This window comes from Rhodococcus sp. LB1 (assembly GCF_001583455.1).
Classification (GTDB): Bacteria; Actinomycetota; Actinomycetes; order Mycobacteriales; family Mycobacteriaceae; genus Rhodococcus_F; species Rhodococcus_F opacus.
In genome coordinates this window covers 1-26,255 of record NZ_LTCZ01000132.1, presented here as the reverse complement: position 1 = coordinate 26,255, position 26,255 = coordinate 1, and the positions used below count along the sequence as shown (strand labels likewise).

General features: G+C 61.6%; 22 protein-coding genes and 1 pseudogene. 6 read left to right on the top strand and 17 right to left on the bottom strand.

Annotated elements, in window-relative coordinates:
- Positions 1 to 81: 81 nt before the first annotated feature.
- The gene (locus tag AZG88_RS19565) at positions 82 to 1,017 is read right to left on the bottom strand and encodes a sulfurtransferase (RefSeq protein ID WP_082833385.1); all 936 of its coding nucleotides are present in this window, start codon (positions 1,015 to 1,017) and stop codon (positions 82 to 84) included.
- A 294-nt stretch (positions 1,018 to 1,311) separates the two neighbouring features.
- Between AZG88_RS19565 and AZG88_RS19560 the strand changes: the two genes are divergently transcribed.
- A complete protein-coding gene (locus tag AZG88_RS19560; protein WP_063886840.1) occupies positions 1,312 to 2,613 on the top strand; it encodes an NtaA/DmoA family FMN-dependent monooxygenase in 1,302 nt (433 codons plus the stop codon).
- Between the two features lie 85 nt (positions 2,614 to 2,698).
- Here the strand turns inward: AZG88_RS19560 and AZG88_RS49245 are convergent, their stop codons facing one another.
- From AZG88_RS49245 to AZG88_RS19540, 6 genes and pseudogenes are all read right to left on the bottom strand, one after another.
- On the bottom strand, positions 2,699 to 4,075 hold the full coding sequence (locus AZG88_RS49245) for an aminotransferase class I/II-fold pyridoxal phosphate-dependent enzyme (protein WP_082833383.1): 1,377 nt from the start codon (positions 4,073 to 4,075) through the stop codon (positions 2,699 to 2,701).
- Positions 4,076 to 4,286: 211 nt separating this feature from the next.
- Positions 4,287 to 4,649 carry a transposase gene (locus AZG88_RS55615; RefSeq protein WP_082833382.1) on the bottom strand — a complete coding sequence of 121 codons (363 nt, stop codon included), beginning with the start codon at positions 4,647 to 4,649 and terminating at the stop codon, positions 4,287 to 4,289.
- Positions 4,650 to 4,652: 3 nt separating this feature from the next.
- Positions 4,653 to 5,126 carry a hypothetical protein gene (locus AZG88_RS55310; protein WP_331712278.1) on the bottom strand — a complete coding sequence of 158 codons (474 nt, stop codon included), beginning with the start codon at positions 5,124 to 5,126 and terminating at the stop codon, positions 4,653 to 4,655.
- A 10-nt stretch (positions 5,127 to 5,136) separates the two neighbouring features.
- A pseudogene (locus AZG88_RS19550) lies at positions 5,137 to 5,942 on the bottom strand (IS110 family transposase); the annotation flags it as partial.
- 533 nt (positions 5,943 to 6,475) lie between these two features.
- On the bottom strand, positions 6,476 to 7,516 hold the full coding sequence (locus tag AZG88_RS19545; RefSeq protein WP_061698624.1) for an LLM class flavin-dependent oxidoreductase: 1,041 nt from the start codon (positions 7,514 to 7,516) through the stop codon (positions 6,476 to 6,478).
- A gap of 80 nt (positions 7,517 to 7,596) precedes the next feature.
- Positions 7,597 to 7,902: an ArsR/SmtB family transcription factor gene (locus AZG88_RS19540; protein WP_231914093.1), complete on the bottom strand. Its 306-nt coding sequence runs from the start codon at positions 7,900 to 7,902 to the stop codon at positions 7,597 to 7,599.
- Between the two features lie 96 nt (positions 7,903 to 7,998).
- On the opposite strand from AZG88_RS19540, the gene AZG88_RS50115 reads away from it, so the two are divergent.
- Together AZG88_RS50115 and AZG88_RS53825 are read left to right on the top strand one after the other, a co-directional pair.
- The gene (locus tag AZG88_RS50115) at positions 7,999 to 9,351 is read left to right on the top strand and encodes an MFS transporter (RefSeq protein WP_082833380.1); all 1,353 of its coding nucleotides are present in this window, start codon (positions 7,999 to 8,001) and stop codon (positions 9,349 to 9,351) included.
- A gap of 288 nt (positions 9,352 to 9,639) precedes the next feature.
- Positions 9,640 to 9,978: a hypothetical protein gene (locus tag AZG88_RS53825; protein WP_156517543.1), complete on the top strand. Its 339-nt coding sequence runs from the start codon at positions 9,640 to 9,642 to the stop codon at positions 9,976 to 9,978.
- 608 nt (positions 9,979 to 10,586) lie between these two features.
- On the opposite strand, the gene AZG88_RS50110 is transcribed toward AZG88_RS53825, so the two are convergent.
- The 9 genes from AZG88_RS50110 to AZG88_RS19490 form a co-directional block, all read right to left on the bottom strand.
- Positions 10,587 to 10,883: a WhiB family transcriptional regulator gene (locus tag AZG88_RS50110; RefSeq protein WP_082833388.1), complete on the bottom strand. Its 297-nt coding sequence runs from the start codon at positions 10,881 to 10,883 to the stop codon at positions 10,587 to 10,589.
- Positions 10,884 to 11,408: 525 nt separating this feature from the next.
- Positions 11,409 to 12,269: a fumarylacetoacetate hydrolase family protein gene (locus tag AZG88_RS19525; protein ID WP_061698622.1), complete on the bottom strand. Its 861-nt coding sequence runs from the start codon at positions 12,267 to 12,269 to the stop codon at positions 11,409 to 11,411.
- Between the two features lie 187 nt (positions 12,270 to 12,456).
- Positions 12,457 to 12,996: a YbhB/YbcL family Raf kinase inhibitor-like protein gene (locus AZG88_RS19520; RefSeq protein WP_061698621.1), complete on the bottom strand. Its 540-nt coding sequence runs from the start codon at positions 12,994 to 12,996 to the stop codon at positions 12,457 to 12,459.
- A 165-nt stretch (positions 12,997 to 13,161) separates the two neighbouring features.
- Positions 13,162 to 14,151 carry an alpha/beta hydrolase gene (locus tag AZG88_RS19515; RefSeq protein ID WP_197487870.1) on the bottom strand — a complete coding sequence of 330 codons (990 nt, stop codon included), beginning with the start codon at positions 14,149 to 14,151 and terminating at the stop codon, positions 13,162 to 13,164.
- Between the two features lie 123 nt (positions 14,152 to 14,274).
- Positions 14,275 to 15,303 carry an NAD(P)-dependent alcohol dehydrogenase gene (locus tag AZG88_RS19510; protein ID WP_061698619.1) on the bottom strand — a complete coding sequence of 343 codons (1,029 nt, stop codon included), beginning with the start codon at positions 15,301 to 15,303 and terminating at the stop codon, positions 14,275 to 14,277.
- Positions 15,304 to 15,387: 84 nt separating this feature from the next.
- Positions 15,388 to 16,728, bottom strand: a complete 1,341-nt coding sequence (locus tag AZG88_RS19505) for an MFS transporter (RefSeq protein WP_061698618.1) — start codon at positions 16,726 to 16,728, stop codon at positions 15,388 to 15,390.
- Positions 16,728 to 17,147: a RidA family protein gene (locus AZG88_RS19500; RefSeq protein ID WP_037235705.1), complete on the bottom strand. Its 420-nt coding sequence runs from the start codon at positions 17,145 to 17,147 to the stop codon at positions 16,728 to 16,730. The genes AZG88_RS19505 and AZG88_RS19500 overlap by 1 nt, the downstream gene beginning before the upstream one ends.
- 67 nt (positions 17,148 to 17,214) lie before the next feature.
- Entirely contained in the window at positions 17,215 to 18,837 is a 1,623-nt protein-coding gene (locus tag AZG88_RS19495) for an FAD-dependent monooxygenase (protein WP_061698617.1), read from the bottom strand.
- A gap of 94 nt (positions 18,838 to 18,931) precedes the next feature.
- Positions 18,932 to 19,375 (bottom strand): cupin domain-containing protein, encoded by a 444-nt coding sequence (locus AZG88_RS19490; RefSeq protein ID WP_037235699.1) that lies wholly within the window; start codon positions 19,373 to 19,375, stop codon positions 18,932 to 18,934.
- 783 nt (positions 19,376 to 20,158) lie between these two features.
- Between AZG88_RS19490 and AZG88_RS19485 the strand changes: the two genes are divergently transcribed.
- The gene (locus tag AZG88_RS19485; RefSeq protein WP_061698616.1) at positions 20,159 to 21,205 is read left to right on the top strand and encodes a helix-turn-helix domain-containing protein; all 1,047 of its coding nucleotides are present in this window, start codon (positions 20,159 to 20,161) and stop codon (positions 21,203 to 21,205) included.
- 433 nt (positions 21,206 to 21,638) lie between these two features.
- A complete protein-coding gene (locus tag AZG88_RS19480) occupies positions 21,639 to 21,986 on the top strand; it encodes a hypothetical protein (protein WP_061698615.1) in 348 nt (115 codons plus the stop codon).
- Between the two features lie 53 nt (positions 21,987 to 22,039).
- Here the strand turns inward: AZG88_RS19480 and AZG88_RS19475 are convergent, their stop codons facing one another.
- Positions 22,040 to 22,546, bottom strand: a complete 507-nt coding sequence (locus AZG88_RS19475) for an Lrp/AsnC family transcriptional regulator (RefSeq protein WP_061698614.1) — start codon at positions 22,544 to 22,546, stop codon at positions 22,040 to 22,042.
- A 163-nt stretch (positions 22,547 to 22,709) separates the two neighbouring features.
- On the opposite strand from AZG88_RS19475, the gene AZG88_RS19470 reads away from it, so the two are divergent.
- A complete protein-coding gene (locus tag AZG88_RS19470) occupies positions 22,710 to 26,183 on the top strand; it encodes an indolepyruvate ferredoxin oxidoreductase family protein (RefSeq protein WP_061698613.1) in 3,474 nt (1,157 codons plus the stop codon).
- Positions 26,184 to 26,255: the final 72 nt, after the last annotated feature.

Here is a 26,255-nt window from a genome sequence, read left to right as displayed (position 1 = left end):
CTTCGGGGCCGACACCGTCCGGTGTGGCGCAGCCATCACCTCAGTTGTACTCATATGAACGTCCTGCTCTTGTATGGCCGGTCAGCGCTCGATGGGAAGCCCGACAACACTGCCCCATTCCGTCCATGACCCGTCGTAGACACGCACCCCTTGGGTGTTCAAGACGTCGGTGAGGATGAGCCAGCCGAGCGAAGCCCGGTGGGAAAGCCGGCAATAGGTGATTGCCTGTCGAGCGGAGTCCAGTCCCACTTGTGCAAAGGTGGCCTGCAGTTCCTCTTGAGGTCTAACTCGTCCCAAATCGTCAAGCAAGTCGCGAATGTGAAGGTGAACGGCCCCGGGAATGTGTCCTGCGCGCTCAGCGCCGTGGTCGAATCCCATCGACCACGGTGTCACTCGTTCACCGGAGAATTCCTCAGGTGATCGCATATCGATCAACAAGGACTGCGCGTCGTGGAGGGATTCACGCAGCTCCTCGCGGCCGATGGCGACGGTGCTGAAGGGATTGATCTCGTCGGCGCCCGGGATCGATAGCATTACGTCAGCAGCGAGCCGTGCAGGAACGTCGACGGCTGTTCCTAGGGGGAGTCCAAGGCCGTTCCAGGCCTCCAGCCCACCGTCGAGGTAGCGGGCGTTCTCGCTCAATCCCCTCGCTTGCAGTACCCACAGCGCATAGGCTCCGAACTGCGGCTCCTCGCCGTAGAACACGGGTATGGTGCCTTGTCCCACCCCGAGCTCGAAGAGCCGACTGCTCAGCGTCTCCGCCGTGGCAAACTCCCGCCGGTAGTCGTCCCACAGCAGCCTCTTCCAGTGCACCGCGACTGAGCCCGGAATCAGTCCAGGGGACCCGTCCTGGGTATCGGCAGAAAACCGAACCTCGACCGGGTGTACCTCGGGGGTACTCAGTCGAGCCTCGAGCCACGCGGTACTGACCAATCTTTGTGGAGCATGTGCGCCCACGGTGAGCCTCCGTTCAATCACATGGATCACCTCTCGACCCACATGTTGAACATAAAGCATCGGACAGGTGCTTATGAACTGACCAAATCAGTGCGATTGTAACTCTTGTATCTGCAGGTTGCAGACGTGTTGGGGGAAGTGCTGGCTGGGATTTGTCGCGATTCGCCGCCTTTTTGGATGATACAAAATTGTGAACGGTCCGACTTGAGATTGAACAAATCGGCCGGATCGGCCGGCTGCTGTCAAGTCTCTCAAGAGCGGGCGCCTGGTTACGCGCCGCGACCAGTCACACGCGAAACGGCTTCGACAAGTCCAGCCGGCTCCTGCTCACTGGCAATCGGAATGGAGCAATACATGCCAACAGATGCACAGGTCATCCTCAACGCGAATCTGATTCCAGGGGGGACAGTAGGGAGCCCCTGGCGACGATCCGACGCGCCTGGAAGCCACTTCATCACTATCGACCACTACATCGAGGTGGCAAAGATTGCCGAGCGTGGCCTACTCGATGCAGTATTTCTTGCCGACAGCGTTGATTTTGGTTCCCGCGAATGGAACTCACCCGGTCGTCTCTTGGATCCACTGATTGCGCAGGCAGTGCTCTCGGCGCACACCGAGCGGATCGGCTTCGTCGCCACCGCAAGCACCTCGTACAACGATCCGTACAATCTCGCACGTCAGTTTGCCAGCCTCGCCGCCGCCAGCAGCGACCGGGTCGCGTGGAACATTGTGGTCTCCGGCGGCGATCCGGCGGCCCGCAACTATTCACGTGAGGCCGCGCTGCCCAAGGCAGAGCGTTACGAACGCGCGGCGGAGTTCATCGAAGTCGTCACCAAGCTATGGGGTTCCTGGGCTGACGGCGCTCTTGTAGCGGACAAAACCACCGGCGAATACCTCGACCCGACACTGATCGATCCAGTCGATCATGTCGGCAAACACTTCCAGGTGCAGGGACCGCTCAAGGCCCCCCCACTCAGTCACGGCAGACCCGTCCTCGTGCAGGCCGGTGCCTCTTCGTACGGAGAGGATTTGGCTGCGACCTACGCTGACGTGGTCTACTCCCCGCACCTGAACGCGGACAGCGCCCGGGAACGTCGAACAGCGTTGCGTAAACTTGCCGCAGCGAAGGGCCGCGAGCCCAATTCCATCAAACTGATTCCTGGGCTTATGACGGTCATCGCCGACACCGAAGAAGCCGCTCTCCGCCGCGAAGAGGAACTCGCCGACTTGATCCCCGAGTCGGTGCAGATTCTGAATCTGGCTAGAACCCTGGAAGTTCCGGTGGAATCGCTGACACTGGATGCTCCAATCCCGTGGGACCTCATGCCGGGCGATGACACTGCACGCGGATCCCGCGGACAACGCTCGGTGTTCATCGAGAACGTGCGAAGTCGAGGCCTCGACACCCGAGGAGCAGCTCGTCTACTCGCGGCAGGTAGCGGGCATGCAAGAGTTGTGGGTACGCCCGAACAGGTGGCGGACGTGATCGAAACGTGGTTCACCGAAGGCGCCGTTGACGGATTCAACATCATGGTCGATGAATTGCCCGACGGGCTCGAAGTTTTCGTCGACCACGTCGTGCCTCTTCTGCAGAAGCGCGGGTTGCACCGGACTGAGTACCGGGGAGCGACGTTGCGCGAGCACTACGGGTTGTGAGGCAGACCGGGTGACACCGAAACGGTCAGTGTGCCCTCACACCTGTCAACGACGGTTGGAAACTTTCCGGCCGTCGTTGGCGACGCTAAGCGAGGTACTCGCGATTTCTGCTGCACGACGCTTCTGCAATCCTTGTCGCCAGCTCTTCGACGAGCTCGTCTTCGTCGGGCAACTGCGGAATCGCCACTCGCAGCAGTGCGCGTGAGTGCTTGCCGATGAAGGACTTGCTACCAGAGCCGACCACAATTCCTTTCCGAGCCAGACTGATGAGGGCCGAGTTTTCATCGGAGACCTCGACCCACAGCACGAGGCTGTTGTCACCGGCCTGGGCCCGCAATCCTTGGCGTGCGAGCGCGCTGATCAATCGTTCGCGTCGTGTCCGGTACTTGTCCCGTGCCGCTGCCACCGCGAATTTGGCCTCGTCACTGTTGATCAGGTGTGCCAGTGTGTTCTGCAAGATTCGACTGTTCATAGCGACCCCGTGAGTTCGCTTGTCAATGATGGCCGCGACGAGCTGCTCACTTCCACCAATCACACAGGTGCGGATATCGACGCCGTATGCCTTGCAGTAGCTGCGAACGCGAACGGTGTGGTCGGGCAGGAACGGTCCCAGCGAGGCCGCTTGGCGGACGGCCAACGGGCCGACGCCATCATCTTCGATGATCCACGGTCGAGTGGGTGAATCCATCAGCACGCGCGCCAGGTCGGCGGCCCGAGCAGTGCTCAACGAGCCCTCCATCGCGTACGACCCCTCCGGCTGCAGTACGAGAGCGACAGGTTCGAGCTCGAGCACTTCCTGAAGCGATTGAATGAGGGGGCCTTCGGAGTCGCGGCAGAGGCCGACGGGCTGAATGTTCAACTCGGACAGCGTATCGAGGAAGCCGGGCATTGCGGGTTCTTCGATGGCCACTACGCCGCCTGCCGAGGCGGCCGCCTCGGTGGCCAATATCAACCCTTCCGAACCCCCGCCCGCTGCCGTCCAGGCTTGCGCCTGGAAGGGCCAGTGGGCTTGCACGGCGGAGAGTAAAGGCTCGGTGATGTACTCGCGACCAGGTCGATTCAGCTCATGAGACGAACTCAACCCCGCAAGCAAGGCTGCAGAAAGGTCGGGCTGCATTGCATAGTCGGGGCTTCCAGACAGTAGATCGCGCGCAGACCAGTCGATACTTCCGTGCGCGCCAGCTTCATTTCGTATAGAAGGTCCGGCGCCAAGCACCATCGTTCCGCCGCGTCGGCGGGTCTCAACGAAACCGTCTCGCCGCAGAGTGCTCCACGCCGCGACGATAGTTCCTGTACTCACGCCGCACACATGCGCGACCTGACGAACAGTCGGCAGTCTGGAGCCTGGCCGCAAAGTGCCGTCATGGATCAAACTCGCGACGGCTCGGCCCACGGTTTCCGCGGTTCGAGGGCCCGTCATCCCTTCGAGGGCGGATATTATCTGCGCCTGGTCGTCTGCCACTCTCCACACCAGCCGATCTTTGTTTCTGGTCAATGTGCGATATGTTCATCGTACCTCTCGGTATTGATTCGGCAGGGTGCCGGTCCGCCCGATCGATCGTGTGGCGCCTCGAACCCCAAGGATCGCGAACCGGTCCAGGCGCGCGCGACGGGTGTATCGGGTACTGCGGAGCGATGACAGGGTCGTGCCCGATTTCCGCAAGAATCCACGCTCACGCTGCAGTTTCGAGTACGGCTCCCTCAATGGGTGCTGGGACATCGGCAGATCGGACACTATTCGCCCGTGCCCACCGCGGTGTGCCTCCCGCAGATCCTTGGGCGGACCGCTCTCGCCTTGGCGTGCCGCTCGGGCCGAAGTCTCCGCCGTCGCGTCGACGGCACCGATCGGGCGGTGGATGGGCACGGGGTTTGCTCATGGACTTGCCGGCCGACTGGTGGGTCTGCGGGCAGAACTTCGCCCACGACACCAGATGCGCGGAGGACCGGAATCGGGTCATGTCGATCCCGGTCTCGGAGATCAACTTGGCGGCGGCAACGGTGTTTGACGCCGACGATGCAGGTGGACGTGCACGCACGCCCTACGTGCAGACGATCAGCGAGGCGGGTCGCGTGTCGGGAGAAGGGCTGATCGCGTCCGCGATCAGCGCGTCGCGTGCGGTTCTCTGGGCGCCGATCTGGTCGCTGTTGTCGAGCATCATCTTCAGAATCGTCGCGTGGTGGTCGGTGAAGAATCCGGGCAGCGCCTGTTCGAGTTGGTCGGTCTTCTTCCGCGCACCGCTCTTGGCCAGCCGGGCCAGCGTCCGCGGATCCCGCTCTCTGGCGATCAGGGCTTGCATCATCGCCCGCCTGGATACGCCGTGCAGGTCCGAGAGCACCGACGAGATCTTGATCTGGGGAACTTCGAGTAGCTTTTCGACCCGTTGCTGCTGGCGGGTGCGGTCCTGCACCAGGGCACGGCGGTAGCGGGTGAGGTCGCGTAGCCGGCGGATCTCGGTCGGCTGCACCAGCGACGGCGGGCACATGCCACGCTCGACCACCTTCGCCAGCCACACCGCGCCGGCCCGAGCGGGAGGCGCCCGAGGGCGACTCGGTGGGCACCAGTCCCAGGTGGCGCCGATCGAGCGGCCGGTCAGCCGGTGCCAGTCCCCGATCTCGACCGCCAGCCCGAACGCGGTCAACGTGGACACTCCCGCAGGCACCCGAGCCGGGTCACCACCGGGGTGTAGGCGCTGTCGGCGGCCATCCGGGTGATCGCGGCATCCAAACGGTCGCGTCGGCCGAGGGCGGCGAGCGTGGTGTCGTACGCGGTCTCGTAGGCCAACTGCAGATCGGGCTCATCGAAATGCTGGCTGCGCAGCCAGGTGTCGTGCACTCGTCCACGCCGTACTAGACGCTCCCTTGCCTCAGCCGAAGTTTCGACAGCCTGTGCCGGGCCGCCATCAGATCTCGGCGCACGTCCTCACGGGCGCGCACCAGATCCCGGGCGGCCTTCTGTGCCACGCTCGGGACCGTGACCGGGTTGATCTGATCGAGGTACAGCAATCTCGCCAGAGCCGTGCATTTCGCGCGTCGGTCTTGACCCGATCTCCGGACGGGCGCTGCAGCTTCGAGGGTGCCGCCACCAGACACTCGATGCCGACCGTGTTCAGGAAACGGGCCAGCCCGAACCCGGTGGGCCCGGCCTCGTACGTCGCCTTCACCGGATCCGGCAACGACCGGATCCACTTGAGTATGTCGCGATGATCGGGCGTCAATCGGCGCTCGAGCAGCTCACCGGTCCGCCCGTCGAGGCCGCACGCGACGACCGATCGTGCGTGTACATCCAATCCGACGCTCGTACGCAATGTTTCATTGCTGGGGCCTCGCACATCTTGTGGCTCTACCGGCCAGGACCCGTTTCCTGTCGGCAACCTACGTTCACATGTGGAGTGGCCCCCGCCAATACCCTCATACTGTCCAACTCGCCCCGTCCCGAGTATCTGCCTGATCCCGTTCGACGGGTGATCAGCGTCAGTCGTCGGCGAGGAACACCACTTCCACCGTCTACTGGCTGGCGATCGTCTCGTGTGATGATCGACGACACTATCGCCCGCAGTCGTACGCTCGACAAAACCACAATGCCCAGAAGTGGCACAGTCAGGTTGGTAGTTGCGTCATGACGCTAGCGGCTTCAAAAGCGCAGTACCGGGCTGCTGGTCAGGCGGTGAAATTCGCTGGACTTCGGCACCCTGACTACTGCTTGCCGAACGACTTCGGACGTGCTGTTGCTGAGGCAGAACACCGAAACTGCCTCGGCAACGAGGTAGACCTCGACACCGTGACGCGTTCATGCTGGTGTGCGATTTGGGTGTCCATGGCCGGTCGCGTTCGATAGCCTTCGCGGGGCCTGACTTGTGGGGTATTACGGCGCGTAGGCGAGGTTCGGTTCCCACCCCAGGGCCGGAGCGATGTAATTGGCCACAGTTTGTAGAAGGCGAGCGTTGTAGTCAACACCGAGTTGGTTGGGTACCGTCAGCAGCACCGTATCGGCCGACCGTACCGCCGCGTCAGCGGCAAGCTGCTCGGCAATTCTGTCAGGTTCCCCGACATAGGTTTTGCCGAAGCGGGATCTCAGTCCGTTGAGGACGCCGACCTGGTCCTGTGTGTTCTCGGTGCGTCCACCGAAGTACAGGCGGTCCTCATCCGTTGTGATGGGTAAGACGCTGCGACTGACGGAGATTCGGGGCTCATGTGTGTGGCCGACGTCTTTCCATGTCTGTCGGTAGACATGGATCTGCTCAGCCTGCAGTTCGTCGAACGGAATGCCGGTGTCCTCGCTGAGAAGCGTACTGCTCATCAAGTTCATGCCCTGCTGCGCTGTCCACACTGCAGTTGCCCGTGTCGCCGAGCCCCACCAGATGCGGTCGGCGAGACCGGGGGATTGCGGTTCGATCGCCAGCCCTCGCGAGACTCCCGAAGTCTTGGGGTCTGACATCGTGACGGGCTGTCCCGCAATCGCTGTACGAAACAATTCCGTGTGCGACCGTGCCATGTCAGCGTCTGTTGACCCTTCGGGTGGAATGAATCCGAAGGACTCGTAGCCCCGCAGCGCTGGTTCCTGTGAGCCTCGGCTGATACCTAGTTGGAGCCGACCGGAGCTGATCAGGTCGGCTGCTGCGGCCTGCTCGGCCATGGAGAGCGGGTTCTCGTAACGCATATCGATGATTCCCGTTCCAAGCTCAATGCGCCTGGTGCGGGCAGCCATGGCGGCAAGCAGAGGGAAGGGGCCGGCAAACTGTGGTGCAAAGTGGTGCACACGCACGTAGGCGCCATCAATCCCTATCTCCTCTGCGGCGACTGCCAGCTCGATCGACTGGAGCAGCGCCTCCTGTGCGGTCGTTGTACGAGAGCCGCGGGCGGGCTGATAGTGGCCAAACGACAGGAATCCAATTCTCTTCTTCATTACTGCTCTCCAACTCTGGGCGCACCTCGTTAGGTGCGCTGCGATAGTTCGTCTATAAACTCTGGCGGTGGTCGGGCTGGCTAGTCGGTGTCGGCTCCTGCGACCAGGACGTCCAGCAGGCCTGGAAATCGTTGGTCGATGTCGTGCTTCCGCAGTGAGATCGCTTTTCGGTTGCCATAGTCAACCTCTTTGATCAGGCCGGCGTTGCGGAGAATCTTGAAGTGATGCGTCACAGTCTGTTTCGCCAGTGGCATCCCGAACGACTGACACGTTCGCTCGGCGTCCACTGGAAGACGCGCGAGTTCGACGATGACACGTCGTCGGTGTCCGTCGGACAGGGCGCTGAGCACGGTGCCGAGTTCGAGGTCTGCGGTCGCTGGGTGCATGGTCCTCATCTCTCTCCGAAGGTACGACTTGCATCATACCTCTTCGCCTGGTTCACTCTCGAGGTACGACTTACGTCATACCTTAGGAGAGGGTGAATGTCTAACAATGCTCAGCATGTAAGCGGAAATCGGTCAACCTCGATCGTGACACCTGTTGTCCTACTCGCAGTCTTCGTAATGCCTATCAGCATCTCCGGCACAGCCATTGCGCTACCGGCTATCGCGGCTGAGCTCGGCGATTCCCCAGCCGCTCTGCAATGGGTCGTCAATGGGTTCAACATCCCGTTCGCGCTTTTCACCCTTATCTGGGGTGCTGTGGCCGATCGGGTCGGATATAAACGTACCTTCGCGCTCGGTGCGCTGATTAGCCTGGTCGGGTCGGCTCTAAGTGTACTTGCGTCACACTTGCTGATCTTGGACGCAGGTCGCTTGCTCGCGGGAGTTGGCGGAGCGGCAATCGTGACTGGTGGAACCGCGTTGCTGTCCACTACACACTCGGGAGCAAAGCGGGCCAAAGCATTTGCGCTACTCGGTACCGTTGTGGGCCTCGGCTTGGCGACTGGACCCACCATCTCAGGGGGTCTCGTGGCCCTTGTGGGATGGCGAGGAGTCTTCGCCACCGCCGGTGTCATTTCTATCACGGCGGTCATTGCCAGCGTCGTTCTTCCGGCAGACGCCGCGTCAGTCGCGCGTGAACGTGGGAAGGCGATCGACTTTTCCCCCCTGCGCAACAGGTACTTCCTGTCCATAGCCTTGGTTCCAGTTGCTGTCGCACTCGGGTACGTGCCGATCTTGACCTACCTCCCGGTAGCTCTCAGTGCGGTCTCGGGAATGGACGCAGGCCGCGCAGGTCTGCTCATGTTGCCTCTGACTGTGCCGGTACTGATCGCACCCGCCCTCGCCTCGATGCTCGTTCACCGAGTTCAGTCGATCACGCCGATGATCATTTTCAATGTCGCAATGGCAGCACTGGTGGTCGGCGATCTCGGCCTTCTCGTTCTCGGGCCCGAACGTCCTGTGCAACTACTTGTCCTACCCATGCTCCTTCTCGGATTTGGATTCGGTCTTCCCTTGGGGCTGATCGATGCGGAAGCGTTGGCGGCCGTGCCGACGAACAAGAGCGGTGCCGCAGCAGGAGTGCTTAACTTCCTACGACTGGGCAGCGAAGCTGTCGTCGTCGCAGCGTATGCCGCGTTCATGACCGCGCTGTTGGTTGCTGGAATCGACAATTCGACCGACGCGCACCGTGCGGCGGCAGGATGGGACGGGGCAAGTAGCGCCTACGCAGCCGCGTTCCATCTGGTCGTGATTGCCATGTCAGTGCTGACGCTGATCCTTGCAACCCTGATCAACCTGTTGCATCGGTCTCACCGTCGGCAGGGTGGTGGAGGTGCCCAGCGGCAGCAACTGGATACCGACCCGGACATCGCGACAGTCAGCGTTTCGTAATAGCAGGACACCACGACCCTGCAGGCCCACATCCAGTACGCGATCCTGCCCTTAACGGCGCCAACAGCCGTGGTGAAAAAGACATAGACGTTGTTGGCGTTGACGTGCTCGGACCTCCCGAAGCATCAACGCCGACAACGTCAATGCCGTAACTGCGGGAGCTCGGAAGCCAGCCGAAATCCGCGACTTCTGCGACTTGTCTCCAGATGCAAAAGTATGATGTCACCTTCTTTGTCGGGAACGTGATTCTTATCGCGGCTGTATCTCCAGTCGGGTGGGAATCGAGCCGTGCGTCTGGTGCGCGAGCAACCGTGGTGGCGAGACGATCTGCACAATCGCCGAGCAGATGGCGCTGTATACAGCGATGGGGTGGATGCCGGCAGTGTCGGTGTCGAGCCATCGTGGCGGAAGAACGCCGGACTGGACAAGACCGGCGAAATGCTCAAGGCCACAACGCCGTCTCCGGCGCGGGTGTACTTACCGGCGACGGAAGTGATCTGCCGTTTCGTCGCCGATCACCGCAATAAGTTTGGCGTCGCACCGATCTGTCGGATCGCACCGAGCGCAGGTGCACGATCGCCCAGACAGTCTGCTGCCCTCGGCGCATGCGCTCGCTATGCGGTGTAAGAGCCGCCATCACCGCAGTCCTTTCTCGTACTTCGCCGAGCTCGACTAGCATGGTCAGGCCCGGAGGGAGACCCTGCATGGGTCGTTGAAGATGGGGCCATCAACGCGGGTGTCGAGTTGGCCATCCGTCGGTGTCCGGCACCGAGAAGTACTTCTTCGAAGTCTGCTGATCGGTAGCAGTTGCCGCTGTCGGTCACCAACCACTGAATCCGACCCGACGGCACGGATGGTGAAGAATACTCGCGGTCGATGCGCGAATATGATAGCGAACTATTCCTTTTCGTCGTTGAGCGCTGGCAGCAGTCGGTTTATGGCGTGGTATCGAGGAACGATCGTCGAGTCCGAGCTGGCCAGACTCGCGCCCTCGGCTCACTTACTTCGATGTGCACCCACGGGAGGTCACCATCTCGGCATCGCGATACCGTCTGGTGTGGCAGCGTTCGACGAGGCGGCGGCTCGCAGGGGAACGGGCTTTGTGTGGGTAATTGACGGGTCCTTCTTCGACGCAGACGAGTCTGGTGGTTCTTCTCATCTTGCCGTCGGGTAAGCCCCGCCCCGTCACGGAGACACTCCGCCGCGGTGGCCACAAACGTCATGACCCGCACCAGCTAGCTGGGGGATCCCTTGTCCCGGCGATCCCGTTCGGAGGTCCCACCCCAAACACCATGGTATTCGCGAAAAGACAGAGCGTGGGTGCGGCACTCCGCACGGACAGGGCAGTCGGCGCAGATTTGCTTCGCGCTTCGCTCCCGGCGGATTCGTTCGCCATGTCCTTCTCCCTCACGAGGGAAGAAGAGGTCTGTTCCAAGTTGACGGCATTGTGCTTTGAGCTGCCACGCCCATACGTCGGTGAGCGGACGTAACGCCTTCGCGTCGCGGACCTCAGTAGAGGTGATTGGTGTCATGTGGACCAATTGCTAAAGAGTTTGTCATTGAATTGAGCGATCGAGTTCGGCCGTGTCTGGCGTTCCAAGTGATCGAATCAGAACGCTGTCATTGCACTCAAAAGTATCCCGGACATCGCCGCTCGAACGGCAACCAGCTTGAATGAACGATTCCGATGCGAGGTGTGGTTGATCCGGGATTGTGGATGTCTGATCAAGACTTTCGCACGGGGACAGCGAGGCACGGGAGGTCCTTGGCCGCCGAATGCGGGGAAGGCTAGCAGGAGGCGCATCGCGAAGCTAATGTGTGAATCGCTATCCGCCCCGTCGGAACTTGGCGGCGGGGCGGATAGGCGAGACAATAAGGTGACGAAAGTCCGAAGGTCGCCGCACAAATGCTGGCGTGTAGCTCATTCAAGCGACTAAGTCGGGCGGTCGTCGTTGTAGGCCGAATCTATCGGTCACACGGATCGCGTCAAGTATCCGCGGGACCGATAGATGAGGGATTTGGAAGGTGCGCGGCACCGGTCCTCAGGGCACTAAGAATCAGCCAACGCCTTCGCGTGTGCTGGTAAACGTGTGGACCATTTCACCGATACCTTCGATGCGGGTGCGGACTGTATCGCCGGAAGCTAGGTAGCGGGCGGGGGTTCGACCCATACCGACTCCGGCTGGAGTGCCGGTGAAGATCAGATCGCCAGGGTAGAGGGTGCAAATTGAGGAGATAGTCTCGATGAGGGCCGGAACGGGGAGGAGCATTTGTCCTGTGTTGCCGTCCTGGACTAGGTCATCGTTGACCCAGCATTGAAGGCGTAGCGGAGTGTCCAACGTGAGTTCGTTGACGGTGACCAACTCGGGTCCGGTCGGGCCGAAACCTGGGTAGCTCTTGCCGAGCGAGAACTGCGGCGACGTCCCGCTCATTTGCACGTCGCGGTCGCTGAAGTCCTGACCGACGGTCACGCCGGCGACGTGCTGCCACGCGTTCGTGGCCGCAACATTTCGTGCTTCGTGACTGATAACGACGACCATTTCCACTTCCCAGTCAACGGACGGTCCAGAGAGAGTGATCTCTCCGGTGGGCCCGATCAGGGAACTGGTGAACTTTGTAAATACCGAGGGAACGCCTGGTGCGGCGTGGAGACCGGTCTCGGTGGCGTGGTCGGCGTAGTTGAGGCCGATGGCGAAGACCTGACTTGGACGGGGTACCGGCGCCTGGAGATCTTCGGTTCGGTAGGGGCTGGTCGGACCCGTGGGATCTATACGCTCCGCCCAGGCGCAGAACTCTGGCCACCGGGTGAAGAGGTCCATTGGATCGGGACCGAACTCAGAGTTGCTGGCCTTGGCGATGTCTATTGCGCCCTCTGGTTTCAGTAGGTGGGCGCGTCCGTTCAAGTTGGCGAGGCGCATTCAATGTCCTGTGAGTGGGAGATCGCTGGGGTGCGGAAAAGCAAACGCTTGTTGACCCGCATGCTCGTCGATCAGGGAAAATGGAGCAAGACGTTTGGAACCGTGGTTGGCAGGTTGGGGCGCTTGGGTGCGCTGTGAGCAACCGGCTGAAAAGGATTGTTCCGGAGCCGGATCGCCGGAGTCGACCTTAGCCCTTCGTCTCGGCGGTTGCGGTCAGCACCGCACGCCCGAGGATGTGCTTGGCGATGTTGAATCCGAGGAACGCGGGCGACGTGCTCGGGTCGACGCCGATTGACTCTACGTCCAGGGCATGGATGACGATGAAGTAGCGATGCGGTCCGTGTCCGGCCGGAGGAGCGCCGCCAATGAATCGTGCTGCTCGCGCGTCATTGGGGATCTGAATCGAGCCCGAAGGTAGGAGATCGCCGGCACCGTTTCCTGCGTCGGTGGCCAGTTCGGTGACCGAGGCGGGAATATCTGTCACCGCCCAGTGCCAGAAGCCGGAACCGGTTGGCGCGTCTGGGTCGTATACCGTCACGGCATAGCTCTTCGTTTCGTCTGGTGCACCGGTCCATGACAGCTGCGGTGAAATGTCCTGGCCGCCTGGGATTCCGAAGATGCCGGACAGCTGCGCAAGCGGAAGTGGCTGTCCCTCCACGATATCCTTGCTGGTCACAGTAAAGCTCGGGACTTGTGGCAATCCCGCGAACGGATCATTCTCGGACATGGATCTCTCTCTCGAGTCGTCGGTTACCGGCGTGGGCATATCGGCCTGCCGGATGGGATAATGCGATCGGAAACTCATGGATGGTCGGCTAGCGGCGCGGTGGCGGTGTCGAGCACTCCCGCTTGCCTCGGTGCCGGATTGTTCGGGACGTTCGTGCCTGGATAGTCATTGACCAGGTCGGTCTTTGGACGGACTAGGTGTTGTCGACGAGATCGGAGTGTTCTGTTCCCACACCGAGTGCAGGAACTTGACCGCTGATTCGACGACCGGCGGCGTGCTGAAGACAGGATCCGCGTGGTTCGCACCGGCCACGATGTTCATGAGGGAGCTGCCGCCCTCGGCGAGAATGGTCTCGTGTAGTCGTGTGCTCTGCCGCAGTCCGCAGCGTTGGTCGGCGTCGCCATGGCTGAGGTGGGTCGGTGGCAGGTGAGATGCCCGCCGAGCCGCGCTGGGAACGGAGGCGCCGGCGAGGATGTCCTCGCTTGCGCTCATGGGTGCGCCAAAGAATCGTGAGATGACGTCGATCGCATCGTTGTGTGCGCTTGCAGTCGGTTGGATGGTGTCGCCGACCAGAGTTGCGAAGTCCGTGACCGGATAGTGCAACACTACAGCCGACAGCCGTGCCGTGTGATTGACGTGATCTCCGATCGGACGGCCGGGAGAGATGTCGTCGCAGAGTGCAGCTCGGGCCATTAGATAGCCCCCAGCCGAGCTGCCCCAACCAGCTATTTGGTCGCTGTGCAAGTTGTAGGTTTCGGCGTTTGCTCGGATCCAGCGAATTGCCGCCAGAACGTCTTCAATGGGTTCGGGGTAACAGACCTCACCCGTAAGGCGGTAGTCGATCGTGGCTACTGCGATTCCCTGGCTGGGCAGTTTCGACCACGGGCCCATTTCCTTGATACCACCGGAAAATCCTCCTCCGTGGGCGTACACGACAACTGGTGTCGGACCGTTGGAGCGGAGAGGAAGATGTAGGTCCAGTGTCAATGGTCGCCAACCGGGTGCAATCGCGTAGCGCAGCCCGAGGTGGGATGTCGCTGCGTCGATGATCTGAATGGGTTTAGGCGCCCAAAGCGCTGGATCTGCAAGGTCCGTCGGTTTCAAGGCGGGAAGTCCACTCTCCGAAGGATGGGGCACTGCGCGAATGGCGGTCAAAGCTCCTCCGATACGGTGGATAGGGGATGAGGGCTATATGAGAGTCGACGCTGGTCGGAACGTATATCGAGTCGCTGGGTATTGCACAGCATTGAGGATTCAGTCCTCAGCGCTGAGGAGCTCTTATGGAACGAGAATTGCGCGGCCTCGTACCCGATCATTGGCGAGGTCTTCGAGAGCTTGTGCGGCTTTCTCTAGTGGGTACTGCTGTGTGTGTAGGGCTACTTTGCCTGCCTCGACTAGTGTCATCAGTTCTACGAGGTCGCTGTAGCTCCCGACACTGTTCCCGACGACGTTCTTCTGCCCTAACACGAAATCAGCTGTGGGGATGCGTAGCTCACCGCCGTATCCAATGATGTACTGGGAGCCGCCCGTCGCTGTCATCAGCCAACCATCCTGCTCGGCTCCATGCTCTGCGACGAAGTCGAAGACAACGTTCGCGCCCACCCCATTGGTTAGGTCTTTCACGGCTTGGACGTGATCGCCGTCAGCCAGCACAACCACATCTGCTCCGACCTTCTTCGCCAGTTCGAGAGCATCGGGATGGGTGTCGATGGCGATGATTCTGGTCGAGGTGGTCGCGGCCAGGGCCTGGATTCCGATGTGCCCCAAACCGCCGGCGCCCTGCACAACGGCGGTGGTACCCGGATGCAGTAGCGGAATAGCCTTCCGCACTGCGTGGTACGCCGTGATACCGGCGTCGGCCAAGGCGGCTACGTCGGCAGGATTGGTATCGGGGCTGAGTTTGACACAGGCTCGGGCAGTGGTGCGCATGTATTCGGCCATGCCGCCGTCATTGTTAGATACGCCGGGGAAGAAGGCGTCGGTGCACTGCATGTCTCGTCCGGCGCGACAAGCAAGGCACAGACCACAGGACGGTTGGGGGTGAAGAATGACCGTGTCTCCGACCTTGACATTCGTCACGCCCTCGCCGACCTCATGCACCCAGCCGGCGTTCTCATGGCCGATCGTGTAGGGCAGTTGTGGGCCCATGACCTTGTCGAACTGGCCCTCGATGATGTGGAGATCCGTGCGGCAGACTCCGGCGCCGCCGATCTTCACGATCACATCCAGGGGACCCGAGAGTACCGGCTCTGGCACTTCTTCCACGATTGGCTGCTTGTGGTAGTCGTAGAGACGAACGGCTTTCATAGTTCCTGTTCCTCTGGATATGTCGGATGGATCGGTCACAGCCGAATGGTCTGCAGAGCATTGGTATTGTTGTTTTTGCTGTGTTCAGCCGGCCGGCGATCTCGCCCCGGCAGCTTCGGTCACAGGGGTGCGCTCCTGTGTGGGGACCGTGACAACAAGGACTACAATTGCGGCGGCAATCATGGGCACGACGAGCAGACCGAACAGAGACCTCGGCGACCACGAGCTGTCGAGCAGCACGCCCGCCAGAATCGGAGCAGTAAGCGCGCCAATTCTGCCGAACGCCATCGCCCATCCGACTCCGGTAGCGCGCACAGGCGCAGGGTATAGCCCGGGTGCGATTGAATTGAGGCCAGCTCCGCTGGCGTTGATGAACATCCCGATAGCGACGGCAGAAACGAGCGCCGCCGTCAACGAATCGAGGGTAAGATTCATCGCCAAGAACGAGAGTCCAGCCCCCACGAAGGCGAGCGCGGTGAGGGTACGACCTGCAACCTTCAGCGCGAGGACCCCGAGTAGCAGCGTTCCCACGAGACCACCGAGATTGAGCAGTACCCCTCCGCTCATGCCCTGCTGCGCCGAGAACCCACTTTGTTCCAGAAGACGCGGCGTCCAACTCGCGGCGAAGTAGAAGCCCGCCATCACGATGAAGTAGGCGATCCACAAGAGGGCGGATCGAATAGCCATGCGACGATTCAAGATATCCCGAGTGGTTCCACGCTGCTCCTTCGACTGGGGGGTCGGGAGTGCAGTGAGGCGCGCCATGTGCATGCGATCGAGTAGTCGATTGACCTTCGCCAGTGAATCCTTCGGCCGGCGATGAAGCAGGTAGTCCAGAGACTCGGGCATGAGGACGGCGACAGTCACTACCAGGACGAAAGTGAGCACGCCGCCCACGATGAAGGGTGCCCGCCAACCATATTCCGAGACGAGAAGTTGAGCGGCAGCGCCACCCAGAATTCCACCCACCGGCAAACCCGTCGCATACAGGGCGATCATGGTTCCCCGCAACCGCTTCGGCGTGAACTCGGTGATGATCACCGGCAGACTGGCCACCGTTCCGCCAATACCGAGGCCAGTAAGCAAACGTGAAAAGCCCAAGTCGACGGGTCCGGTGCTGAGGGACGAGAGGACCATACCGAAGGTGCACAGGGCAAGGCATACGAGTGTTAGTCGACGCCTGCCGACCCGGTCCGCCAGTGGGGCCAGGAACGCCGAACCGAGCGCCATACCCACGAGACCACTGCTCAGCAGCAGACCCACCTCTGACTCGGACAGTGCCCATTCGTCGGCGACCCCTGATGCCGCAAAGGACATCACTAACACATCGAAACCGTCAATGACGTTGATGACTAAACAGATTGCGACAACCGCAATCTGGAAACCGCTCATTTTCGAGCGGTCGATCCTATCCTGAATCAACATCACGGACGGTCCTTCACCCTGAGATGTGCCGTGGCGTCAATTTCCACCAATAGGTCGGGGCGCACCAACCCCTGAACGATGAGCAAGGTGTTCGGCGGGTATTCGCCCTTCGGGTAGTGGGCGGCGAAGAAGGCCTCTCGCGCCGCATAGAACTCAGGGACGCTGTCGCGCGACACGAGATAGGTGACGAATCGCACCACCTCCCGGAGGGAGCCGCCTCGGGAAGCAAGGGCTTTCTGCACGTTCTCGAAAGCGCGATAGGTTTGGCTCGTCACGTCCGGTCCAGCCACAGCATTGTCCTCGGTGAGACCGCACTGGCCGGCGACGAATACGAGGTCACCTGCGTGTGCGACGTGTGTATACGAGCTCAACGGATCGCCGAGGCCTTTGGGGTTTGCGTATGTCGGCAGGGTAGGCATAGTTGTTCCTCTTGAAGTCAATTGCAGTGGAGCGGAGTTCGGGCTATGCCCGGTATTCTTGATCCTGTTAGGCCGTGACAGCCACTGGATCCTTCGGTGTTAGAGTGCCGCCGGCAAGCACGCGGCCGAGTGCACGGGCTAGTTCAATCTCGGCGCCTGCGTGCTTGGCTCGCCAGGCCACGTGACCGTCGGGCCGCACGAGACAGGCGCCATCAGTTCCGATTTCCAACGGACCCAAAAGGTGCGGCAACCTCTTGACCTCAAGAGGAACTGATGTTGTGGCAATGAGGCTTTCGCCTGCCTGTTGCCACGCTTCGGCGTCGGGCCCGCACACCAGTACGAAAGTCGTGTCGAACCAGTCGATGCTCGATTCGGTCTTGGCGACATCCATCCAGAAGTGGGGAAACCGAGCGCCTGGGCGGTCCGTGGGCCAGTAGCGCTGTGAGTCGTGTTCGGGTACCGGCGTGCCGTCGTCGACGATCGCCCCGTTGGTGTAAATGAAGCCCATTGATTGACCTTCACTGTGGAGTTGTTTGTCCATATCGACCAGTAGCTCGCGCCAGGCACCTGGGTCTTCGTTTCGGTGCCGGAAGGCTTGGTCCATCTTGTCCATACGCTCCTGATTGCGGACCGCGAACGCCGTGTTTGACTGCGCAACTGGTCGGCGCTCGGACTCGTAGGTGTCGAGTAGCGTGTCGTCGGCATGGCCCGACAACACGGCCGCCAACTTCCATGCAAGGTTGTGCACGTCTTGGACTCCGGAGTTCAGCCCGTTCCCGCCGGCGGTGGGGAACTGGTGGGCGGCGTCTCCGGCGAGGAAGACTCGACCTTTGCGGAACTGTTTCGCCACTTGGGCGCTCAACTTCCAATTCATCACGTTGATTCGCTTGACATCGAGGTCGGGAATCCCCCACTGTTCGCGAACCATTTCGATCAAGCGAGCCTCGGAGATCGGCTCCTCCCCATCTCGGAGCTTCTGGACCGCGAGCCAGCGATCACCGTCTGGCCCTGTGGCGAGCACGTTGGTTTCTTCCTTCGACGGGTCGCTTGGGCGGACCAGGAATCCGATGGCACTACGCACATGGGGGAGATGACTGACATCGGCGCGGTAGTAGTGGTTGGCCATGAGCGCCATTTGCTCTCGGCCATCCATTTCCACTCCGAGCGCGGAGCGCACCGTGCTGGATGCACCATCGCAGCCGATGAGATATTGAGCTCGAACCTCGTACTCGTCGCCATTGGCGACGCTGCGTAACAGCGCCCGGACGCCGTCGGAATCTTGATCGATGGATACCAGCTCGGTCGATCGAAAGACCTGCGCACCGGGGCGAAGGGACAGTTCGTGATCGAGCGCCTCCTCCACCGCATCCTGGGGCACGATTGATCTAGGAGCCGGTGTGTTCAGGCTGGGTGCGGGTTGGGTGTACGCCACCAATGGTCCGTTCAGGCTTTCACACCAACAGGCGACGTCGGACTCTTGCGGCAGGCCTGCCCGTCGAATTCGTTCTTCGATGCCCCAAAGGCGGAACTGCTCCATCGTCCGGGCATGACACCCACGGGCCTTGGGATGGGTCGTAGTGGCTGCGCGGCGCTCGGTGAGGAGGCTGTTGATCCCGAAGCGATCAAGGAGCAATGCCATGCTCATCCCCACCGGTCCACCGCCCACTATGAGTACGGGCACATCAATCATCACTTACGTTCCTTTTCGAAGAGGGCATGAAGTGCCCGATCTGAGGGGCTTGCTTCGACTGCGAAATCACCGTCGTCGGTTCTTCCAGGGGCTATCAGTCGCTGTACGACACGCGACTCTTGCAGCGATCGTCGTCGAGCTCGGGCAAGACGACTACCCGTTCCTGTTCGTATGCGTCGGTCCGCGCCGTGACGAATGCCGCATCGATCGTATGGCTGCGGTTGTAGGACACGTGCGGGCAAAACGGCGGGATGTACAGGAAGTCGCCCTCGCCCAGAATCAGGTCGTGCTCGAGCTCTGCGCCCCAGAAGAAGTGCACGCTCCCTTTAATTCCGTAAAGGGCTGACTCGTGCTCGAGATGGTAGTGCGCGTTCGACTTCTCGCCGGGGCGCAGTGCCGTTACCAGCAGGGACAGATGCTTCGACGGTGTGCTGACACCGTTAACCCCGAAGAGCGCGTTGACGTCCTGCTTCGCGCGAACTTCCTTCTCGGGGCGGACCCGTGTGACATCGCCATCCCATTCGACCTTGAAATCCATGATTGTGGTCCTTTCCTGTTACTTGATGAAACCGGAGCTGCGGGTTTGCGCGGTGGATCTGGTCCGCTCGTACTTGTGCGTCAGCTAAAGATGCGTATTGAGCCAAGACCGACATCGGTGCAGTACGCCTGGTAAAGATGCACGAAGCTCTAGAGGTCCACGGTCCTATTGAGCGAGTCGTTATCGTTGAGGAACTCGATCGTTCCCGTCCACGGTGAACTCCACCTCGGTGTCCTCGAAGATTTGAAGCGTATGGATAGTGCCAGGGTTTTCCCGCACGAAGTCACCTGGAGCGGCCACCCAGTCGTACTCGAGGTACCTCCAGCGTCCACGTTTGGGTGACCGCCGTGACTGGCCCACGGTTTCGGTGCTTACCCAGAACAGAGTCCCCAGCGGATCTCGGTCCCAGGACAAACTGGCCGTTACGGTTGTCAGCCCGAAGTAGGTTGATCTCAATGCCGTCAACCCAGGGAACCTCGTCTGTGGAAATGTATCGGTCCTCTGCCACAAGGCGCCGCGTGATGGACAGTTCGGCGCAGTCGAGATCGCTCAATGCACCGTAGACCGCAGACCCAACGGGTGTCCCAGTCACATTTATCCCCTCTTTCGCATGGAGGTGGTCTTGTCGTTACCCGCTGGACAGATCTTGCGCCAGAGTGAGCCGACGTCGAGGATGGTGTGCAAACTTTGAACGATGAGAAATCTGGCGGCGGCGTTCATCGACATACTGAGGGTGAACGGCATCCCGTTCGGAACTTGTCAGTAATGAGTAGGAGGCGCGCGATGACATCACGGGCGACTCGGGACGCGTGGGAGCGTTTTCAGTCAGGAGCGGTCGCAACTGCTCGCGCGGAGATTCTCGATTCGTGGCGGCGTTCGAAGAGCAACGGTGTCGACCCGGAGCGGCTCGAACTCGTCCATACGGAGATCGACTACGAGTCTCCCTTCGTTCGTGTCGGCGCCCCCGTTCTGCTGGGCATGGCAGACCTACTGGTCGGAAACTCCACGTCCTTAGCGCTCGCAGATGCTGACGGAACGGTTACCTGGCGTTGGGATTCCGACCGGACAGTGGGTCGAGAGCTGGACCGAGTGGACTTCGGTCCCGGCTCGCGGGTGGGGGAGTCGTTAGCCGGGACCAATGGGATCGGGATAACAACGAAAACCAACCGGCTCTCGCTGGTCGTCGGCGCGGAACACTACAAACAACCGTGGCACTCGTGGGCCTGCGTTGCTGCGCCAGTGGTGCACCCAGTCACACGCCGTGTCGCCGGCACAGTCAATGTCGCCTGCCGAGCCGAGGACGCCAATCATCTGCTCCTGGTGGTCGTCCGTTCGCTGGTCGACGGGGTCGCTTCGGCGCTGAGCGCCGCATCTACTGCACGAGAGAAGCGCATGCTCGATGCTCACCTGTCATTCCGGGCGACAGCGACCGGGCCCGTCGTAACCATCGATCGCCAGACCATGATCATTGAGGACTCGGCGGCCGAGTTCGGGTTGGACCGAGCTGAACTATGGTCGGTCGTTGCTGAGGCAGGCCCATCCGCAACGGAAGTCGCTGTCGGCGACGGCTTGCATGCTCGTCTCTATCCCGTCGTGCCAGGACGCCTCGACGACGGCGTCGTCCTCGTCATCCGACGAGGAAAGTCGCGCGGGCTGGCTCCGTCTACGGCGGCGCCCGCAGTTAGCCTTGGGCCATTGGAGCAGGCTGAGCTAAAAGTGATTACCGAAACGCTGGCGGAGTGCGGGGGTAACAAGACCGAGGTTGCGGCCCGCCTCGGGATTTCCCGAGGCACCCTCTACCACCGACTCCGCCGTTACCGACTCGCCTGAGCGAGAACAGCGGCACGGGACCCTTCCAGGTGACCCGATGCCTCCTGAAACTCCTATGCTGATGCACTGCGTGCGCGCATGGACCGCCCCGTCGGAGATCTGAGAAACATCGTGACCACTACCTACGAGATCCCGGACAACGCTGAAAAGCTTATCCGCGGCGGACGAGCCGTTCGCGCACGTCGCCCGCGCCTCGTCCGACATCAAATTTTGCGGTCTTCCTTCACATTGGCGGATGCGGCTCCCTCAACTCCAACACCCAGACCAGCGAGGGCGCAGTACAACGTCTTTCGATGAAAGTTCGACGAGCCCGAATTGTTTCAGATGATCAGATGACCATCACCGCAGTGGACTGCGTAACCCCTCGACGGCCGCTCTCCGCGTCGCCGCACCAAGTATCAACAAACGGAACAGTCAACAAGCAGGAACAACTATGAACACTGAACAAGATTCTTCCAACGCCTGCGTCTCCCATACGGGCCATCAGGTGGCGCTCGACCTTCAACTGCGACGGTACCGGAACGTTCGGCGGCGAAAAGTGGCGGATAGACTGGCTAGAAAGGAGCCGATCGAGTTCACCGGCGAGGCCGGAGAGATTCTCCGATTCGCGCTCATCTGGGCCCCGTACGGCGGGGCGCCCGCCGAAGAGACGTTCCAGAAGTTCGGCATGGCGCCGCGCAGATTCGCAGAGAAGCTTTGGCAGACAGTGGAAGAACTCGGCTGCGGGAGGACGATCACCAGTCAGTTCGCGTCCGTGTACGCCCATCCCGGACCCGGCTGACTGACGAGGCATGCCGAAACCTGACGGACAGAGGGGATGCGCAGTGCGCTCCGTCAACTCGTCGACGACGGATTCGAGCGTCCCCATCCTGCTCCTCGCGTGATCTCCTCCAGTAGGGGGATCGACCGATGAGGCAGGGGAGTGGTCAGCGCGAGTCTGGTACTCGAATGAACAACCCCAGCAATGGCGACGACGCGCTCGATCAGCTCCTGCAGGTCGGCCTGTGTTGGTGTAGCGACCCGGACGAGAAGATCCTCTCGTCCGGTCGTGGCGTAAACCTCGAGGACCTGGGCGATAGGTGCCAGATTATCAACCACTGCGGCCAGCCGGCCCTGCTCGATCTCAAGCGCGATGAACGCTTGCACCCCGATGCCAGCCTGAGCTAGATCGAGTTCCAGCCGATAGCCGGTCAGCAAACCCGCGTCCTCGAGCCGCCGCACACGGGACTGCACGGTGTTTCGAGACACGCCCAGGGCTGAGGACAGCTCGACGACACCAGTGCGAGCGTCGAGGGCGAGCAGACGCAGGATTTGAACGTCGAGCCTGTCGATGCTGAGCATTCTTCTCACCTCACTGTGTGACAGGGATCCTCAGTTGACCCGATGGATCAGTTGCGTCGACTTGAGTTGACCGGAGCGTAAACCCCAGTCAGCCTTAGTGTTACATCACGATCACGTCGTCGCGCACGGACTGTGTGCGGAATCATGGACGGTGCACCTAATTATGACTCAGTTGACCGATGCCGCTCCGGCGTCAACCCAATTCGACCTTTCCAGCCGTTACCGGGTCTCCTCCGGGCCAGTGCTGATGACTGGTGTTCAGGCCATCGCGCGACTGCTGGTCGAACAGCACGAGCAGGATCGGCGAGCCGACAAGCAGATCGCCACCTTCGTCTCTGGCTATCAGGGCAGTCCGCTCGCCGGACTCGACAAGCTGTTGGCAAGCATTCCCGAATTGGCCTCTGAGCATGACGTGCGGCTCGTGCCAGGCATGAACGAGGAACTCGCGGCAACCGCGGTGTGGGGCAGCCAACTCGAACTTCCCAAGGGCGACCGCACCCACGATGGAATTATCGGCCTCTGGTACGGCAAAGGACCAGGCCTCGACCGGGCCAGCGACGCATTTCGCCATGCGGCCATGTACGGCGCCCATCCTGCGGGCGGTGCGCTGGCCTTGGTCGGCGATGACCCTGCCGCCAAGTCGTCATCCGTCCCTGCCGCGAGCGAGCGGTCGCTGGCAGCACTGTCAATGCCGATCTTCTTCCCCCGCAACGCAGAAGAGATCATTCAATTCGGGCTCTACGGCGTCGCCCTGTCCCGAGTATCAGGATGTTGGCCCGCGATGAAACTGGTCGCAGACGTTGCAGACGGCATCTGGACCCTTGACCGCGACTTCGCCGACCTCGATATTGTCGTCCCCACAATCGAATGGGAGGGCCGACCTTGGACCTACCGGCAGCGGGTGCTCGCGGCCCCACCGGACAGTGTGCTGGCTGAGGCCGATCTGTACGGACCCCGGTGGGCGATGGTCGAAGCTTTTAACGCCGCCAACAATATCGACCGGATTGAGGTCGACCAGGCGGACGCTTGGCTTGGCATAGTCGCCGTCGGCACCGCGTACGACTCCGTCCGCCAGGCATTGCTCGAGCTCGGCCTCACCGAGGCCGACCTGCACAACTCCGGCATCCGCATACTCCGCGTCGGAATGCCCTATCCACTCGGCGCCGACAAGGTTCGTCGGCTCGCGGCCGGGGTGGAGGCGGTCCTTGTGGTCGAAGACAAGACGGCGTTCGTGGAGTCCCAGGTCAAGGACATCCTCTACGGTCAGGCCGCCGCACCCCGCGTGCTCGGCAAACGCGGTGACGGTGGAAGCCGTCTGATCCCGCCGGACGGAGAACTGACCGCGGCCCGCCTGACTGCACCGCTGCGGAGAATCCTCAAGGACCGAGTGGCCGTCACTACTCCACCCCCGCCGCCGTTGCAGCTGACCGTGCTACCGGCTAAACGCACCGCCTATTTCTGCTCCGGGTGCCCACATAACCGCTCCACCGTGGTCCCCGAAGGATCCCTCGCGGGCGGGGGCATCGGCTGCCACACTTTGGTGACGATGTCCTCGCGCACAGACTCTCAAGTCACCGGACTGACCCAGATGGGAGGCGAAGGCGCCCAGTGGATCGGCCAGGCACCGTTCACAGACGTCCAGCACATCTTCCAGAACGTTGGTGACGGCACTTACTTCCACTCTGGACAGCTCGCCGTGCAGGCCTGCGTGGCAGCTGGGGTCAATATCACCTACAAGATCCTGTACAACTCCGCCGTAGCGATGACTGGCGCCCAGGACGCCGAGGCAGCACTCACCGTGCCGGACTTGACCCACAAACTCGCGTCCGAGGGTGTCACCAAGATCATCGTCTGCGCCGAGGAACCGCATCGACACAAGGGCGCCTCGTTTGCCCCGGGGGTGGTGCTGTGGGACCGGGACCGCCTGGACGAGGCTCAGCGGATACTGCGTGACACCAAGGGCGTCACGGTGCTGATCTACGACCAGCAATGCGCGGCCGATGCCCGACGTAAGCGCAAGCGCGGTGACCTGCCTGCGCGCCGCACCCGGGTGGTCATCAACGAGGCGGTTTGCGAGGGCTGCGGTGATTGCGGCGTCAAGTCCAACTGTCTGTCCGTCCAACCGGTCGATACCGAGTTCGGCCGCAAGACGCGCATCGACCAAACCAGTTGCAACACCGACTACTCCTGCCTGGATGGCGAATGCCCGTCGTTCGTGACAGTCGAGCTGCCCGAGAACACAACTGCCCCACGCAAGGACGTGCCGGCTCCACCACTGGTGGCGGAGCCGAACCTCCCGGCGATCACCGCCACCCACAACGTATTCCTCGCCGGCATCGGCGGTACCGGCATCGTCACCGTCAATCAGGTCCTCGGCATGGCCGCCCTGCGTGCCGGACTGCATGTCGAGGGGCTCGATCAGACCGGGCTTAGCCAGAAGGCCGGCCCAGTCACCTCACATCTGCGGGTGAGCATCGACGCAGCAGAATCCTCCAATCGGATCAGCCCGGCCACTGCCGACTGCGTGTTGGCATTCGATCTGCTGACCGCCGCCGACGCGAAGAACGCCGGAATCGGTAACCCCGAGCGTACTGTCACTGTTGCCTCCACCAGCAAAACAGCTACGGGTGACATGGTCTACGACAGCACGGTGGCCTATCCCGCGGATGAAGGGTTGCTCGAGCGACTCGACGCACGGGCCCGCACACTCACCGCGTTCGACGCGCTCGCTGCGGCGGAGGCGATCTTCGCGAACACCGCCGCAGCGAACTTCCTGCTCGTCGGTGCCGCCTATCAGGCCGGTGGGCTTCCGATTCCGGCCAGCGCCATCGAAGAGGCCATTTCAATTAACGGTGTCGCGGTCAAAGCCAATCAGACGGCGTTCCAGTGGGGACGTGTCGCGGTCGCCGATCCGGCGGCGTTCGAGGCGGTTACCACCGCTGCCAAGGTCGCCCACCGCAGCGACACCGCCGTCCCCGTCCACCTGCTCAGCGTCTCGACCGTGACAGGAGCGAGTCGGGAACTGCTCGAACGGCGCGCAGCGAACCTCGTCGCGTACCAGGGAGATCACACTGCCGTCCGCTACATCGACGTCGTCGAGTCGGTGTGGGCTGGTGAGCGGGCCGTCACCGACCGTACAGATCTGTCAGAAGCGGTGGCGAAGAACCTTCACAAGCTGATGTCCTACAAGGACGAATACGAGGTGGCCCGTATGCTCACAGACCCGGCGTTCCTCGAAGCCGTCGAGGCGGAGGTTCCGGGCGGGGCGAATCTGACTTACAAGCTTCATCCTCCGACGCTGAAGGCGTTGGGGCGCAGAAAGAAAATCGGCATGGGCCCTCGCACCCACATCGCACTCAAGGTGCTGGCAAAAGGTAAGTTTTTGCGCGGAACAGCGTTTGACCCGTTCGGATACGCGCGTGTACGTAAGGTTGAACGGCAGCTGATCGCGCACTACGAATCTATGGTCCTCGACCAGGTGAGGTCACTGACCGCCGAGTCCTACGATACCGCGGCGGCGGCGGCATCGGCGCCGGATCTCGTCCGCGGATACGAGGACGTGAAGATGCGCAACGTCCGCACTTACATCCTTCGGTTGGAGGAACTCGGGATCGACACCGCCGCACTGCGGAAGTAGTCAGGCGCTCCCCCCCCGGGGGGTGTCCCTATGGTTTTCGTCAAGCCGCTGAGGGGTTGGATTCCGGTAGAG

Excerpts from the sequence above, each read along its gene's own strand:
- AZG88_RS19505 (WP_061698618.1), bottom strand. The coding sequence starts at position 16,728 with ATGTTGATTCAGGATAGGATCGACCGCTCGAAAATGAGCGGTTTCCAG.
- AZG88_RS19545 (WP_061698624.1), bottom strand. The coding sequence starts at position 7,516 with ATGAAGAAGAGAATTGGATTCCTGTCGTTTGGCCACTATCAGCCCGCC.
- AZG88_RS19525 (WP_061698622.1), bottom strand. The coding sequence starts at position 12,269 with ATGCGCCTCGCCAACTTGAACGGACGCGCCCACCTACTGAAACCAGAG.
- AZG88_RS19490 (WP_037235699.1), bottom strand. The coding sequence starts at position 19,375 with ATGGATTTCAAGGTCGAATGGGATGGCGATGTCACACGGGTCCGCCCC.
- AZG88_RS19560 (WP_063886840.1), top strand. The coding sequence starts at position 1,312 with ATGCCAACAGATGCACAGGTCATCCTCAACGCGAATCTGATTCCAGGG.
- AZG88_RS19480 (WP_061698615.1), top strand. The coding sequence starts at position 21,639 with ATGAACACTGAACAAGATTCTTCCAACGCCTGCGTCTCCCATACGGGC.
- AZG88_RS19485 (WP_061698616.1), top strand. The coding sequence starts at position 20,159 with ATGACATCACGGGCGACTCGGGACGCGTGGGAGCGTTTTCAGTCAGGA.
- AZG88_RS19470 (WP_061698613.1), top strand. The coding sequence starts at position 22,710 with ATGACTCAGTTGACCGATGCCGCTCCGGCGTCAACCCAATTCGACCTT.
- AZG88_RS50110 (WP_082833388.1), bottom strand. The coding sequence starts at position 10,883 with ATGACACCAATCACCTCTACTGAGGTCCGCGACGCGAAGGCGTTACGT.
- AZG88_RS19475 (WP_061698614.1), bottom strand. The coding sequence starts at position 22,546 with ATGCTCAGCATCGACAGGCTCGACGTTCAAATCCTGCGTCTGCTCGCC.
- AZG88_RS19540 (WP_231914093.1), bottom strand. The coding sequence starts at position 7,902 with ATGCACCCAGCGACCGCAGACCTCGAACTCGGCACCGTGCTCAGCGCC.
- AZG88_RS19565 (WP_082833385.1), bottom strand. The coding sequence starts at position 1,017 with ATGCTTTATGTTCAACATGTGGGTCGAGAGGTGATCCATGTGATTGAA.
- AZG88_RS19520 (WP_061698621.1), bottom strand. The coding sequence starts at position 12,996 with ATGTCCGAGAATGATCCGTTCGCGGGATTGCCACAAGTCCCGAGCTTT.
- AZG88_RS19500 (WP_037235705.1), bottom strand. The coding sequence starts at position 17,147 with ATGCCTACCCTGCCGACATACGCAAACCCCAAAGGCCTCGGCGATCCG.
- AZG88_RS19510 (WP_061698619.1), bottom strand. The coding sequence starts at position 15,303 with ATGAAAGCCGTTCGTCTCTACGACTACCACAAGCAGCCAATCGTGGAA.
- AZG88_RS50115 (WP_082833380.1), top strand. The coding sequence starts at position 7,999 with ATGTCTAACAATGCTCAGCATGTAAGCGGAAATCGGTCAACCTCGATC.
- AZG88_RS19495 (WP_061698617.1), bottom strand. The coding sequence starts at position 18,837 with ATGATTGATGTGCCCGTACTCATAGTGGGCGGTGGACCGGTGGGGATG.